This window comes from Desulfobacterales bacterium, assembly GCA_021647905.1.
Classification (GTDB): domain Bacteria; phylum Desulfobacterota; class Desulfobulbia; order Desulfobulbales; family BM004; genus JAKITW01.
This window is the reverse complement of record JAKITW010000074.1, coordinates 1-15013: the sequence shown is the minus strand read 5'-3', so window position 1 is coordinate 15013 and position 15013 is coordinate 1. Positions and strand designations below refer to the sequence as shown.

The window sequence follows — 15013 nt, the reverse complement described above, 5'->3', positions numbered from 1 at the left end:
GAAGGGGGTCTTCTTCTACCAACGGCCGCTCCATTGAGAAGGGCCGGCTGTTCATAAACAGGCTATCAAGCAGGAACTCGCTTCGCCGCGGCGGCGATTCGGAAGCCATAAGCATATCCTGCCGAAGTTTTTTCAAATTCCGCTTTTGCCGTCACGGCTGCGGCCCAGGGTCCGCTACACCGTTCGGTATAAGAAAAACCCCTTTCCCGATCCAACCTCAAACGTACGGGGTTTACCGAAACCTTACGGGCGGGAAAAATCAATTCCCCAATATGCTTGCGGGAAAAAAGGCCGTCTCTGTTTCAGCAATGGCCGGATCTTGAAAATTCGAGCGCAGGATCGTGGACTCGTTATCCGGGGCCCATCCCGGAACGGTCTTCTCGATCCCTTTAATCCGTTGGTTTAGCTCCAGCCACGACTTCAAGGCGATACTCAGAGTCCAACTCCTCCGGGAGCCGGAAATGTTTGGTAATAAAAAACAGCAGGGTTGCCTTGCCTTCCTTTACCGCTGATATTTCAAAAACAGGCCGCATACTGGTCTGGAGCCAGCCGGTTGCATCGGTTGTGTGATATTTCTCCGGTTGCAGCAATTCATTCACCACCACGGCCCGGCCCTGTGATCCGACCCGGTAAAAAGGCCCGCTTCTGCTGCCCATCCCCCCGTAAGCGATCCGGGCGGTCTCTCCCAGGGGAATTTTCCTGTCAGGAAAATAGACAAAATTGTATTCCCGGCTGATCTTCCTGCCCCGCGCCGAGGTCGCTTCGACCAGAACGTGGTTGTTGCCGGGGACCCATTGGGGCGTTACTTCCAGACCCTTGCCGTGTCGGCACAGACCCGGCCGGGGAATGGCCTTGATTTTCACGCCGTTGAGCTTGACCTCGACCCGGGCGGCATGCAGCAGGACGAAATGGAGCGGCACAGGATTAAACAGGGCCTCCTGCTCGCCGGAATGGTCCAGGAGAAAGACCTGCGGCTCCAGGCTCCAGTAGAGCCTTGTCAAGGCATCATGATCCCGGCCCGCCACCACGGTGGATATGCTCAGCTTACGCAAGGCCTCTTCGCCGGGATAAACCATAAAACTGCGCATCTCCACGCCAGGGGAGTTCCCTCCTCCCACCCAGCGGGATTCAACCTCCTGATCATTGGCCTGAATCCGGAAGACAGGCTCATCCCAGGAAGAAGGATAGGATACCGTCATCATCAGGTAGGGAGAATCAGGGACACGGGTCACATCGGTAAGGCGCAGTTCCTCTGTTGTTTCACAAGCCGCCCGGCACTCTTCGATATCTCCGAACGGCACAACCCCGCCGCAACCGCCGTAAGACGTCTCAACACAGGTGTTACGTTCCTGATCGTAATAGGCGACCGTCAGCAGGGCCTTGCACTCCCCGAGTTCCGGGGCCGGCAACCGGCAACGCTCCGGCAGGTCGCCGGCAATGACGCCGACCGGGGAAAATCCGCAGACCCACAAAAAAACCACCGCCAGAAAACATCGTTGCACGATACCCATGCTGATCTCCAGGGGAAACCCGCCTCCCGGCCTGGCAACAGTTGAACGATTTGTCATGACTGATATGAGCAGTCCGGACTGTTTTCCCAACCCAACCAGGGAAAATATTTATTGCCATTTGACGCAGATATTCTCGAGCCGCTCGCAGCGTTTCTCAACCTCAACACAAATCCTTTTTTTACCCTGGAAGTAGCACTTTTCTTCTGTCCCACAGACATAGGTAACCGTCATTGCCTTGTACTGAACACATACGGGCGCTTGTGCCGGCGGTGTATATGTCGTGGTCGAGGGATTCACCTCAGCGGGGTTGACCGGGGTCGGAGGCGGTACCTCGGGAATACCGGAGGCTGCTGCTCCGCTGGCAATAAAAAACAGTGCGGCAAAAGACAGACATAGAGATATCAGGACGACAAAAAGTAGTGAACCCGTGTTGTTCATGACGACTCCTTTTACGATGCTCCCTTTTTCAGGGGTTGCAACTAGATCGGTTGACCCGCATTTCTCACCAGGGCTCTCCGGCGGCCCGGGAACCGTGAATGCCAACGGCAGGAGGCAACCCGGAGTCCGGCGGAGCTTACCCTGAGCGAGTGGTTACATTTTAAATTATAGCGTCAGCCATTAAATTATCAACATAAAAAACCAGGGCACCAACGTGCTTCGAATCATGAGTTCCTTGCACCCGGGAACTGCTCTTGAAATGCGCCGGGCTCCTTCATAATCATCGCCAAGGGCATCGCCCGGATTAGTAAAGATTGTCGGTCTCGCAACAACCTGCTCGACGGACGTGATTCGTCTTGTAACTTGTTGATTTTATTGGGTGGCATTTGAAGCCTTTCGGGTTGTTACGAGTCCATCAAGATTGAACCTGGCCTGTACTTCTGTCCGTTCTGTCCGCAACACCCTGAAAAGTAAAAGTTGACTATTTCCCGTTAAAATGCTCAGGTATGGCCAAACCATTGGTTGAAGCGTGCGCCAGTAAACCAGGGCCTGGCCATCATGCCTAATCATAGCCCAACATATCGGAGCAAAATCATATCGTGCAGAAAAAGACCAAGCTGAACTGCTGGGAAGTGATGGACTGCGGCCGCGGGCCGGACCTGCCCCATAAAGTCGGGGAAAAGATCTGCCCGGTGGCAATTGAGCAGCGGTTACACGGGGTCCACGGCGGCCGCCGCGGCGGCCGGGCCTGCTGGGTCGTGGCCGGCACCATGTGCAACGGCGAACCCCAAGGCGTTTTCACTGAGAAATACGGCAACTGCAAGTCCTGTAAGTTCTATATCCAGGTATTACAAGAAGAAGGGCATAACTTTCAGTTGAGCATGAACCTGCTGAAACAAATGAAAGAATCCTGACCGGGGCCGGCAGCGGCATCTTCGCCGCCAGAGATGGCGGCCGCCCGGAAATGGCTGCTGTTCTTGGCCTGACAGGATCGCCCCTTTTTTAACCATGGCCTTGACCGTCCTTTTTCCAGCGGCTCCTGTCGCGGGCATCCTTTTTAGAACCATGATCGCGGGAACCTCCTTTGGCAGAAAGGCCATCGTAAGGAAAACCAACCATAATATCTTGCTGTTGATCCTCCCATGAATCCCTGCCCCTGTAATCCGGAAAAAGACTTTGCCGAATGCTGCTACCCCTATCTCTCCGGAGCAGCCCCGGCCCCGAGCGCCGAGGCCCTGATGCGCTCCCGCTACTCCGCCTATGTCAACGGAGAATTCAACTACCTGCTCGATACCTGGCATCCGGACAACCGGGACTCCGCGCCCGACTTCGCGGCCCAGGCCGGTATCCGCTGGCAGGGACTGGAGATCATTGCGATGCAGGCCGGCAACCCGGATGACACCGAAGGCATGGTGGAGTTCAAGGTCAAGTACGAGGCCGGCGGCCGGACCAATTTCCTCCACGAAAAAAGCACCTTTGTCAAAGAGAAGGGCAAGTGGTTCTATGTCTCCGGCAAGACCATGCCCTGCCTCTCGACCAAGGTGGGCCGCAACGAGCCCTGTCCCTGCGGCAGCGGCAGGAAATACAAAAAATGTTGCATGCGGTGAGAAACAGCAAGAGGATCGGGCCGGAGAGATTCTGTTTTTACCTTGCGACTCCTTTCCCCCGCACCATTGTCCGCTGGTAACCACTCACAGGGTGGAGCGATCACCTGTCGCGTACACTCCTTGCCCTGTAGGCTCTCACAGATGCCGGAGATGCGCGTGTCAATCGTCGTGTCGCAGTGTGGACCGACAAAGAGGCCTGTTCGCTATACACCGGGTATGCGGACCAGGCCGATGACAGGTAAGCGACTGCAAGGAGACTCCGAAGCAGATTCAGTGCCTGTGAGAGCTTACGCCGCCGGGGTAACCCCCATGGTCTGGAGTTGATAGTTGAGCAGGTCGTCCATCCGTTTGAGATACTCCTTTCGGGGCCGTTCCCTCAGCGATGCCAACCCCACCCGCAGGTCAAGGGCGTGCATGTCGTTGTCCAGGCTCGAAGCGCCAGCGATTCGCTCCGCCTCTTCATACCGCTCGAGCCTGATCAGGGCCTTGACCCGGTTCACCTCCACCTGGTTATCGCTGCCAGCCACTTCGTCAAGCAGTTCCAGGGCCTGCTCCACACAGCCGTTGGCCAGGAGAATCCGTCCGGCATGATCGTGCATACTGCGATCCGGCGGCAGCAAACGGACCATCTCGGTTGCGGTCTGGTAGAAACCGAGCCGCAGCCTGAAGTTCAACAGACTGAGAAAATCGGTCATATCCTGGGTCAAACTGCGTAGTTCGGAATCGCGCAGCACCAGATAATAGAGGCTCTCGTTCTGCTCCCGCAACCCGGCCAGATCATGAAACCTATAGACCGGGCGGCGGGCCTGGAGCAGGGCGGCCGGATCAGGAAAGAACACCGGCTCCAGGACCTGATGGAGATATATCTGGAAGAGCACGGTGCGACCGGCCAGCTCCGGATGGCCATAGTCAGCCGGGAACCGCACCTCGCACTGGGTAACGCGGCCGGCCTTGAGCCCGAGGAGCCCCTGTTCGAAATCAAGCAGCAACCCGGAATCAGCTTCAAGCGCGGCCATCTGATAATAGGCCTCGGTGGCCGGCACCACCTTGCCGTCCAAGACGCCCTTACAATCATAGATTACCTTGCAGCCCGGCCGGGCCACACCCCGACGCTTGACCTGGTAGCCGGTAAACGGCCCGGCCAGAAAGGCGCGGACCTCGGGGTCATCAGCAAACCGAGCAGTAAGACGCTCCATGCCGGCGTGGGCCGCCTCATACTCCTCCAGGGCAAGAAAAATCCTGGTCAGCATCAGTTCGGCCTCGGGCCGGGCAGCCAGTTCCTGCTGATGTTGGGAGATGAACCCGGCCACCTCGAAGAGATTGCGTCCCTCGCGGATATTCTCGGCATAGTCCGCCCGGTTGAGCCGCCAGAAGAGCCCCATCCGCCGGATTTCGTCGCTGTTCATTGAGCCGGTCTCATAATCCCGGCAGATGGACAGATAGTCCGGCTTGGTGATCGACAGCGGCCGCACCCCGTGAGCCTTGAGATCGTCAGTAATCGGAATGCCGTGAAAGATGTGCAACTGCTGGCAGATCGAGTTGCCGTCAATGGCCACCCAGTTGGCCTTGACAAAGTCCAGGGTGGCCGCGGCCTGGTCGATGGTCTCGCCGGGCAGGCCGAATAGCGAAAAAAGTTCCACCTCGATTCCGGCCGTTCGCACCTGGCGGATGACCGCTGCCATCCGCTCCGGTTCCAGCCCCTTTTTTATCTTCTTCAGCACATCGGGTGTTGCCGACTCAAGGCCAAAGGCGATGGTATGGGCTCCGGCCCTTTGCAGGAGATGGAGCAACCGGTCATCGATCAGATTGTACCTGGTCTGGCACCAGAAGCGAATGTTGGGCACTTCCTCGATGATCCTTTGCAGCAGGTCCTCAATCCGCTTGCGGGAATAGGCGAAATTGGGGTCGGCAAACCAGAAATCACTGATGCCGCGCTCCTTGAGATGGTGCATCTCTTCAATGACCCGGTCCAGGGAGTGGAACCGCACCTGGCGGCCGCTGGCCCGGGTGGTGTAGCAGAAGGTACAGGGCGAGGTGCAGCCCCGGGAGGAAAGCAGAATCACCCGCTGCTTGCCGACCGGATCGACCACATCCTCCAGATAGGGCGATGGATATTGATCCAAGTCTCCGACCCCCGGCAGCGGCCCGGTTTCTCTGACCGCGTTATTGTCGATGAAACAGATCCCTGCCACGGTTGACAGCGGTCTCCCCTCTGCCAGGGCCCGGGCCAGTTCCAGAAAAACCAGCTCCCCTTCGCCGCGGCAGAGGATATCCGCCTCGTCCATCTGGACAAGGCCCGAGGCCGGCATAAAGGTAACCTGGGGGCCACCCAGAAGCACCAGGCAGTCCGGGGCCAACTCCTTGACATACCTGGCCCAGAGCCGCACCCGGTTGATGTTCTCCTCATAGACCGAAAAACCGACCACCGGCGGGGCCAGCTCCCGGAGCACATCCCGGACCAAGGCTGGTTGGAGGGGACGGTCCTGGTAGTCGCCGAGAATCCGGCCGGAAAAACCGTTTTTTTTGAGATAGGCCAGAATATAGGCCTGGGAAATGGGAATGGCGTCCGGCGAATCGAACGTGGCCCATTCGTTGACATGGATAAAAAGAAAGTTGCCAGCCATTACGCGCCTTCCTGAGAATCCGCGGCACGGCTCCCGAGAAAGGGCGTTGTTTCCGGTTTGGGGCACTCAGCTGGCGACAGGGCAGGCACCAGTTCCTCGATGTCCCATACCGCACCTGCGGACAACGAATCGAATCAATGCGTTAAAATCAGAGCTTGTTTAACCCGTGTATTTTATTAGCTCACCTGTTTTTTTTATAACTCCTTTTTCCTTTTTCCTCAACTGTCCGCGCAGAGCCGAACAAAGCCGCCGCCAAAGGTAGTGCCCGCGGCCCAGAACAGGGTGGCCTGCCGGAAATCCACAAACCAGTGGCCGCCCGGCTTACGACGGTCGCCGGTGAGAATATACCCCTGTTCCGCGCTGAAGCAGGGATGGAGATAAAAGCCCGTTTCATTCTTCTCCGGAGTCAGGAGCGACAGGGCCTCCTCAATGGTGGGCAGCCGCCAGGTGTCCCGATTGCCGAACCGGGCTTTATTGCGCTCCGCGCACCAGGCGAGCGCCTTGCGATGGGACAAGAGCCCGGAGCCGGCCCGCTGCCAGACAAGCCCGGTCACCTGCTCGCTCACGGTCCTGTTGTCAAGGTTGTCGATGAGATACTTGGAGAAATTGCCGGACGGGTTGATCCGGCTCTCAAAAAAATTATGGGCCAGGACGAGGTCGTTGATCTCCTCCTCCCGGATAAAGGCGGGCCGGGATCGCAGAACCACCCGGGACAGTTCCGGCAGGGGCGCATCAGGACCGGGCAGGCCGGTCGCCGGGGCAAGCCATGAGGGTTCTTCCACGGTTGCCGGCAGGACCAGCTGCAGGTCCTTGTCAGCAAGCACCCGCTCTTCCAGCCACTGCCGGAGCGGCCTGTTGATCGAGTAATTCTGCTCCTTGCAGGCCCACCCCTGCTCGGCCACCGCGGAGTCGATCAGCTCTTGCGGCGCCGCCACCCGGGCCAGCACCCGGGCATGACGCATCCCCCGTTCCATCAGGCAGAGGGTGGCCGGCTGCTGCCAGTTGTCGATATAGAAATAATAATACCGCTCAGCCCGGCTGCGCACCTTGGTCATATCACCGCGGCACTCGAACAGGCCGTAGGTGGCGGCCGGGGTGATCTCCCAGTCGATCAGCGGTCCGGGACCGCTGATGCCCAGTTTTGTCCAGAAACTCATCAATTGCCGCCCTCCCCCTGTCCCCGGACAGGTACCACATCCTCTCACCGAGCACCATCACTTTTTTCTCCCAAAAAACACTCCCCCACAGCCACATTCCAAGCCCGCGCCGGAGCTACGTTTCTTGATGGCACCCTAAGGAGCCTGTCGGAGAATTACCTTTTACTGCGGCCGGCTGCAAATTCCGGCCTGACGCAAAATAAATCCATATTTTCCCCCACCTGTTCCGAAAGTCCTCTCCCCCCGCAATCCCGCGCTGGGACCTGATTTTCCGGTACAGCCCTAGTATTTTTACCTGGTAAAAACCTGGCATAAATCTGGTATTCTTAGTTCTTGCTATCCTGGCGATTTCGTGTATCAAGTATGATGGACTTGTAAAAACTAAAATTTTTACCGCTGAGTACGCAGGGGACGCAGAGAAAATTCTATTATTTTAAATGATTAGCCTTGCGCCCTCTGCGCTCTCTGCGGTTACTTCAGACTTTTTGTGTGTTGTTGCGAGACCGACCAATAAACAGGAGTCAGGAGAAGGGGAGGCCTTTATGAAATTGAGTATTAGGACGGCTTTTGGAAGTCAAGCCGACTTCTGGCCTCTTTGTTTGATGGTTTGGCTTTTAATGGTGTGGGTGTAGATCATCTGCCAGACAAATTCCCAGGCCGCATGCGTGCTATTCGGAACCTTCTTGTTCCGTAAACATGCCTCAAATTGTGTCTGCAACGATGAAGGGATTGAGAGCATCGGAGTTCTCTTCCAGTTGGATATCGTTCCATTTTGAATGATATACAGAAAAATAAACAGGCGACAAGCTTAGACTTGTCAATAGTATTTTATATAAAGTACAGTGAAAATTCACTGAGATAGCGAGAAGAAGCCTTGTGAATGGCCAGCCTGTTTCGAGGTTTTTGTCGGACAGAGAAACGATGAGGCATCTTCGTGGTCGTGGAGATATACAGAAACTGTAGAATAACTCGTTCGCCTGAGAAAAATTGTTACCCATAAAATAAGTGTTGCGTGTTGCGCAACGAGATGCTAAGCTGATATTGATGATTAAGACGTTTAAGCATAAAGGGTTGCGCAAGTTTTTTGAAACCGGTAGCGTTTCTGGAATTCAACCTGATCATAAACAAAAACTAAAAATACGGATGACCGCCTTGGATACCGCAACCTGTATTGAAGATATGGATTTGCCCGGTTTTCGTCTCCATCCATTAAAGGGAGATCGGAAGAGCTTTTGGGCAATCGACGTAAGTAGAAACTGGCGCGTCGTTTTTAAATTTCAAGAAGGCAATGCCTACATTGTCGATTATGAGGATTACCATTAATGAGCATGTACAATCCCCCACACCCTGGTGAGTTTATTAAAGAGGTTTACCTTGACCCTTTTCATTTTAGTTACCGCAACGTAGCGGCCAAACTAAAGGTGTCACCATCAACTTTCCAAAGACTTATTAAAAGGAAAAGCAGTATAACTCCGGAAATGGCTTTACGCCTTTCAAAAACACTTGGCCGTAGTCCAGAGAGTTGGTTGGCTATGCAGGACAACTATAATCTTTGGCAGGCGAGACAGACCGTCAACCTGGAAGAGGTTGAACCTCTGACAATACCCGGCATAAAAAGAATAGGCGAACAAGTCGTTTCACATTGACCGGGAAAGCGGCAGCGTTTTTGGGAAAATTGAACAATCTCGTTCGCGTTCCCGGCAAGTGAACTTTGCGTTCCCGGCGACTGCGTCGCCGGGAATCGCGGCGCTGACTTCGTCAAGGAAAGCTAGGGGACGTTATTTACTTTGTTAACAAAATCAATTTTTGCGTGACAGGGTCAAGGAAATGGCAGCGGTGGAAACGCCGAGTTGACGGGCCGCCTCAGCAAGGGTCACCCCGTGGTCAACGAGGGTCCGGGCGATACGTCTTCTTGCAGAGGCAACCGGGCGTCTGCGACTGCCTGCTTTCAACTCCTTGACACTTATGCCTTCCTCCTTGCAGGTCGTTGCAATGACTTCTTGAATTTTGTTTTTTGTGTCTCGCGGTGTCAATCTCATGCGAATATTTTCCGCCTCCTCAACCATCCGCGTAACAAATTCACCGCGTCCAAGTATCCGGTCATCCGAGGGTTCCTTAAGACCGAGCCGGCGCAAGGCCTTTACTTCGGACCAACCGCCCAGTGATCGGACCAGGCCGCCGCCGACAAGATCGGGCCGGCGTCCCTGTTCCACCCCGTCCGCGACAAATTGCCGATAGACAGGCCGGGCCGCTTTCTCCTTTTTACCGAACCGCAGCAACACCGAGTCACGATCCTGCCAATCGTTGGTATAGCGGCCCATCAGAACACCGTGACCGCTCCAGCGATAACGGTCAAGACCGGCAAGGCTCTTCACCAATCCGGCCCGCAAAGGATTGAGGTGGATATAACGGATGAGTTCGAGAAAATAGGTTTCCTCTTCACATACTATGGACTTGTAGCGGTTCTGGAAAAGATGACCGTGACGACGGTGGCGGCGGTTGTATGAGATGGCATAACCGGTGAGAAGGCGGCGCATGTACCTGGAAAGCCCGAAACTGCTGCTGCGTAATAAAATGTGGGCATGGTTGGTCAATAAGGCCCAGGCATAAATCCTGGTTTCGGTATCAATGGCAATTTCACCCAGGCGGGTGACAAAATTCTCCCGGTCTTTCCTGTCATCGACGATATGACGCTTCTCTATTCCTCTGACAATAACGTGGTGAAGGGTACCCGGGGCATCCAGGCGGGCATGGCGCGGCATATGTTTCTCCTTGCATTATTCATTACCGCTTGAAACATAACACACCAAGCTTTGTTAATAAAGTGAATAACGTCCCCCGATCTTCCGATCTTCACAACAACTGAAATTTCTTTATTGACCCACGTAACCCAACCGGTTACAATTCGTTTGTGATAAAATCGTTTAAACACAAGGGCCTGGAAAAATTCTTTTATACCGGCAAGAAAAAGGGCATCAAGCCAGAACACGCTGCCCGGCTCGAAAGGATACTTGATCGTTTAAATGCCGCCAATGATTTACGAGATATGAAATACCCAGGTTCAAACCTCCATAAATTGACAGGAGATAAACAAGGTCAATATGCTGTCAATGTTTCTGGCAACTGGAGAGTCTTTTTCGATTTTATCGATGGGGATGCATATATAGTCGATTATGACGATTATCATTAACGAGGAAAATCCCATGAACAAAATGACAAGAAAACCGACACATCCAGGCAAGATCATAAAAGAAGATTATCTTATTCCACTCTCTATCACAATTACTGAATTGTCGTCTATCCTCGGTGTCTCAAGAAAGACATTATCAAAAATTATCAATGAGCGAGGTTCAATAACCCCGGATATGGCTCTTCGGTTATCACGGGCTTTCGATACAACGCCTATTTTTTGGTTGAACCTCCAAAAAAATTATGACCTCTGGCAAGCTGAGCATGGCTCCGATGAATGGCAACAGGTCAAACCGTTTTCTCCGCAGCTCTTACATGCAAATGGATAGGCCGTCAAAATACCTCAGCGAACAATCGCATTATCGTGCCGAGATAAGCTCGGAGCCTTGGGATTCCTGTTGAATGGGATGAATCTGGCTATTGTTACCCAGTGGGTGAGAGCCGCAGGGCTCAAGTCCCACCCGCCTAAAGCTTAGCCAGTGTTCCTCCAGAAATGAGGATTTTCGGAGTCTCGTATCTCGCTTATCTCCAGCTCAGGCCGATGGATAGGGCCAGCCGCACGCAGGTTGCGCAGGCCCGCCCCCCGCAGCGCGACCGCGGCATCATCTATCATCTAACTGCCCTCCCAAACTAAGAGCCAGTAACGGAAGAAGGGATTGACAAACCGGTATTCTCCTTGAAAACGAAACACCAACCGATGGGCGAGGAGCCGGTCCAAAGCCGCTTTTGCCGACGAGGGCATTATCCCCCCGGTCTCCCGCAGAAAGTCGGCCGATGTGGGCGCCTTCCCGCCGACCCTGGCGATAGTGCCCAGTATCTTGAGCTGTTGCGCGGACAACATCCGCAGGGCTGTCTCATATCCCTTCATTTCCTGCGACCAAATCACCTCCAGCGCCCCGCCCAGGGCGTCGGTTCCAAGGGTTTTGTCTCCGAGTTCCCACAAGGCGCCGCACAGCTGCTGAACATCTCCGGGAATATCGAGGCAAATTTCAAATACCCGATCAAGCAACTCCGAATCGACTACCCGGTCCGCCCGGGTGAACTTTGCCTTGAGAAACCTTTTGAAATTCCCTCTGGATATCGGGCCGACTTCGACCGGTACGGCGCTCTTGAAAAATGCACTGTCAGGATCGATGAAGATAGTATCCATGTCATGCCGGACACTGCCGCTGAAAATATAGGGGATGTCCTCTTGAAACTGGATCTTGCCGCGCAGGGCCGCCAGGACCTGTCTGGCCGTAGCCCTACCCATTTTCAGCACGTCCTGGAATTCGTCGAACACGACCACCAAAGGCTTGCCCCGCCGACGCAATCCCGGTATCAAATCGAGAGCAGTTGCCATGGACTCCGGAGCCACAGGTGCCGAGAAGTTGACATTGACGGTCGGAAGGCCGGTGATAGGATCAACGCCGAATGAAGGGCGCAACGAGGCAAAGGTTTTCAGCGCCTTCCCGATAAAATTCTCCCGCTCCATTGCCAGGACGCTGGTCAGAAATCGTTTCGCCAGATCCTCCGGCGATTTGACCTCCATAAGATCGACATAGACCAGACGGGCCTTGGCCTGCCTGCCGGCTTCACAGATGAGGGAAGTTTTTCCTACCCTTCGCTCGCCCTGGACGTAGACATTCTGGCTGTTGCGGATATGGCCCACCAGTGCCTTGGTCAAATCAGGGCGCGGGCAGAACTGCTCCCCTTGGACAACACCACCGAATCGAAATGGATTTCTCATTTTCCACCTTTTTACACCTTTTTACGTTACACTGATCACTGTAACACGGAAAAGCGTAAAAGAGCACAAGGAAAGCAGAGTCAAGGGTATATTTTGTTGAGGTTGATCAAATACCAGCGTTCGTGGGACAGAAGCAACCGCACTATACCTGCTTTCTCCTTGCGCCTTATTTGCTTTTCCCCCTGTAGATCAGGGTCATCAGGGCCGGGGTCAGGAGCAGGTCGGCGAACAGGGCAAAGATGATGGTAGACCCGGCGACCAGGCCGAAGTCCTGGAGATTGCGCTGGTCCGAAAGCATCAGCACAAAAAAACCGGCACAGAGGATCATCGAGGTAAAGAGCATGGCCCGGCCGGCGGTGGTCAGGGTATCGTGGATCGCCTGGCGGACATCGTTGCTCCGGCCGTGGTAACGGCGGAAGTGGTGCATGAAATGGACGGTGTCGTCCACGGCCAGGCCGATGGCAATGCTGCCGATCATGATCGAGGAGACGTCCAGGGGAATCTTCAGCCAGTACATGCCGCCCAGGGCCATGACAATCGGCAGGAGGTTGGGCACCATGCTCATCAGCCCCAGGGGCAGACTGCCGAGCATCACGATCATCAGCAGGGTGATCACCACCCCGGCAATGAGGTAGCTGGTGGCCATGGAATGGATTATCGCGGAAAAGGTCCGGCACATCAGGTTGGTGATCCCGGTTACCGTGATGGTCGCCCGTTGGCCAAAGGTACTGGAAAACTTTTCATGCAGATGCTTGAGCACCCGGACATAGCCGATGGCATCCACCCACGGCCCCCTGATCGAGACCCGGGCCAGACGGTACCGGCTGTCCACCTGCTTTTCCAGGTCATCGGTGCCGCCGTTTTCAAAGAGCAGCAGCTCCTGGGCGATCAATTCCCGCGACCCGGGGATCCGGTAGTACTCGGGCCGATCCCCGTGCAGGGTCTGATTGATATCCTTGACCCGGCCGGCCACACTGAGGGCCCGGCCCAGCTTGATGCCGGCCATTTCAAGGCCCTCGGCATATGTGGCCGCCCGATCCAGGTCGGTCATGATTTCCGGTTCAAGAAGGCCGTCTTCCCGGCCGGTATCCACCAGAATCTCCAGGTTGATCGAGCCGCCCATCCGTTTGTCGATCAGGTGGCATGCCTGACGTACCTCGGAGTGGACCGGCAGGTAGGTGATACTGCTATGGGAAAATTTAAGCTGCAGGGCGCTGGCAAAGGAGAACACCAGCAGCAGACCGCTGACCAGGATTACCGGCCAGGGATGGGAGTTGGCCAGATCGCCGCAGCCGAGCAGAAACCGGTCCAGTCCCGGCAGTTTCCGGGGATCGACATCCGCCTGTCTCCTGATCGGCAGCACGGCCAGGAGCGCGGGCAGCAGCACCAGGGTATAGACCAGGGCCAGAATCACCCCCAGGGCGGCAAAGATCCCCAGGTTGGCAATGGGCGCGATCCCGGCCGAGACAAAGGAGAGCAGGCCGCCGGCCGTGGTCAGGCTGGTCATCAACAGGGCCAGGCCGGCATGGCCCATGGCATAGGAGATCGCCTGTTCCCTGTTGCCATGGCGGTTGTAATCCCGGTAAAAGATGGCCAGCAAATGGATCGAGTCGCCGATCCCCACGGCCAGCAGAAACGAGGGCAGGATCTGGGTGTTGAGGGTGATCGGCACCTTGAAAAAGGCCATCAGCCCCAGGGCCGAGGCCAGGCTCAGGTTGACCACCAGGAGCGGCAGAAAGACCCCGGAGGCCCGGCGGAACAACAGGGTCAGCAAAAGAAGAATCAGGAACGAGGCAATGACCAGGAACCGCTCCATGTTGGCCTTGGTAACCCGTTTGAGGATCTCCTCCATCATTACCACGCCGCCGATATGGAGCGGAAAGTCCGGGCCGCGATACCGGCCGGCCAGGGCCAGAATCCGGTCGACCAGTTCCTTCTTGTCCTGTTCGTTCAACTTCTGGGGTATTGGGCCTGGTTCATCCGGATCCTCGGCAAAACCGGCTAACGGGTCCACGCCAAGGTCCCGGGCATGGAGCGCGGGCCTGACCAGCACCACGGTGAACCGGCCGTCCGCTGAGATCAGGGTGTCCCGGTACAGGGGCTCGGCCATGACCCGCGCCTTGAGCGCGGCCAGCGCGGCCGCATCCTCGGGCCATTCCGCCAACAGCTCTTCCACCACCAGGGTATCGTCCTCGCCCCGGATGGCGGTAACATTGATCAGGCTGGTGACCTCCTCCACGTTGGGGATCGCCTCCAGCTCGTGATGAAATTTCTTGAGCTTTTGCAGAAATGGAAATGAGAAGACCTGCCCGGGCTCCATGCCGAAGATCACCATTTTATCGAGGCCGAACTGGTCGCGAAAGGCGTCATAGGTGACCAGGGCCGGGTCATGCTTGTCGAGCAGCCCTTCGGCGGACAGGTCCATGGTGATCCCGGGCATCTGCGAGATCATTGCCCCGGCCAGCAGGGTAATCAGCACGATCGCCCACCAGCGGCGGCGATAAATAAAATGGCCGAACCTCTCAAAGGCGGCCTCTGTTTTCTTGCGGATATCCGGCATACAGCTCCTGACGCGCGGACGGATTTTATACAACGAAACCCAGCCCCTTGGTGACAAGATATTTACCGGAAAACGTAAGGTTTCGGTAAACCCCGTACGTTTGAGGTTGGACCGGGAAAGGGGTTTTCTTATACCGAACGGTGTAGCGGACCCTGAGCCGCAGCCGTGACGGCAAAAGCGGAATTTTAAACAACTTCG

The 15013-nt window shown here is 55.6% G+C and carries 13 protein-coding genes; 6 read left to right on the top strand and 7 right to left on the bottom strand.

Annotated elements, in window-relative coordinates; all coding sequences use genetic code 11:
* Nucleotides 1-389: 389 nt before the first annotated feature.
* Nucleotides 390-1568 carry a BPTI/Kunitz domain-containing protein gene (locus L3J03_10540; protein ID MCF6291417.1) on the bottom strand — a complete coding sequence of 393 codons (1179 nt, stop codon included), beginning with the start codon at nt 1566-1568 and terminating at the stop codon, nt 390-392.
* Between the two features lie 51 nt (nt 1569-1619).
* On the bottom strand, nt 1620-1949 hold the full coding sequence (locus L3J03_10535) for a hypothetical protein (protein MCF6291416.1): 330 nt from the start codon (nt 1947-1949) through the stop codon (nt 1620-1622).
* A 599-nt stretch (nt 1950-2548) separates the two neighbouring features.
* Here L3J03_10535 and L3J03_10530 point away from each other — a divergent pair.
* Nucleotides 2549-2863 (top strand): hypothetical protein, encoded by a 315-nt coding sequence (locus L3J03_10530; GenBank protein MCF6291415.1) that lies wholly within the window; start codon nt 2549-2551, stop codon nt 2861-2863.
* Between the two features lie 228 nt (nt 2864-3091).
* Nucleotides 3092-3556, top strand: a complete 465-nt coding sequence (locus tag L3J03_10525) for an SEC-C domain-containing protein (GenBank protein ID MCF6291414.1) — start codon at nt 3092-3094, stop codon at nt 3554-3556.
* A gap of 287 nt (nt 3557-3843) precedes the next feature.
* On the opposite strand, the gene L3J03_10520 is transcribed toward L3J03_10525, so the two are convergent.
* Together L3J03_10520 and L3J03_10515 are read right to left on the bottom strand one after the other, a co-directional pair.
* Nucleotides 3844-6180 (bottom strand): radical SAM protein, encoded by a 2337-nt coding sequence (locus tag L3J03_10520; protein MCF6291413.1) that lies wholly within the window; start codon nt 6178-6180, stop codon nt 3844-3846.
* Nucleotides 6181-6398: 218 nt separating this feature from the next.
* Nucleotides 6399-7337 (bottom strand): DUF1566 domain-containing protein, encoded by a 939-nt coding sequence (locus L3J03_10515; GenBank protein ID MCF6291412.1) that lies wholly within the window; start codon nt 7335-7337, stop codon nt 6399-6401.
* A gap of 1044 nt (nt 7338-8381) precedes the next feature.
* Here L3J03_10515 and L3J03_10510 point away from each other — a divergent pair.
* On the top strand, nt 8382-8660 hold the full coding sequence (locus tag L3J03_10510; protein ID MCF6291411.1) for a type II toxin-antitoxin system RelE/ParE family toxin: 279 nt from the start codon (nt 8382-8384) through the stop codon (nt 8658-8660).
* Nucleotides 8660-8983 carry a HigA family addiction module antitoxin gene (locus L3J03_10505; protein MCF6291410.1) on the top strand — a complete coding sequence of 108 codons (324 nt, stop codon included), beginning with the start codon at nt 8660-8662 and terminating at the stop codon, nt 8981-8983. Before L3J03_10510 ends, L3J03_10505 begins: the two co-directional genes overlap by 1 nt.
* A gap of 153 nt (nt 8984-9136) precedes the next feature.
* Here the strand turns inward: L3J03_10505 and L3J03_10500 are convergent, their stop codons facing one another.
* The gene (locus L3J03_10500) at nt 9137-10099 is read right to left on the bottom strand and encodes a transposase (GenBank protein MCF6291409.1); all 963 of its coding nucleotides are present in this window, start codon (nt 10097-10099) and stop codon (nt 9137-9139) included.
* A 149-nt stretch (nt 10100-10248) separates the two neighbouring features.
* On the opposite strand from L3J03_10500, the gene L3J03_10495 reads away from it, so the two are divergent.
* Together L3J03_10495 and L3J03_10490 are read left to right on the top strand one after the other, a co-directional pair.
* Nucleotides 10249-10527, top strand: coding sequence for a type II toxin-antitoxin system RelE/ParE family toxin (locus tag L3J03_10495; protein MCF6291408.1), 279 nt, complete (start codon nt 10249-10251; stop codon nt 10525-10527).
* Between the two features lie 13 nt (nt 10528-10540).
* A complete protein-coding gene (locus L3J03_10490; protein ID MCF6291407.1) occupies nt 10541-10855 on the top strand; it encodes a HigA family addiction module antitoxin in 315 nt (104 codons plus the stop codon).
* Between the two features lie 284 nt (nt 10856-11139).
* On the opposite strand, the gene L3J03_10485 is transcribed toward L3J03_10490, so the two are convergent.
* Together L3J03_10485 and L3J03_10480 are read right to left on the bottom strand one after the other, a co-directional pair.
* Nucleotides 11140-12255: a hypothetical protein gene (locus L3J03_10485; protein MCF6291406.1), complete on the bottom strand. Its 1116-nt coding sequence runs from the start codon at nt 12253-12255 to the stop codon at nt 11140-11142.
* Between the two features lie 166 nt (nt 12256-12421).
* The gene (locus L3J03_10480) at nt 12422-14815 is read right to left on the bottom strand and encodes an efflux RND transporter permease subunit (protein MCF6291405.1); all 2394 of its coding nucleotides are present in this window, start codon (nt 14813-14815) and stop codon (nt 12422-12424) included.
* Between the last annotated feature and the right edge of the window lie 198 nt (nt 14816-15013).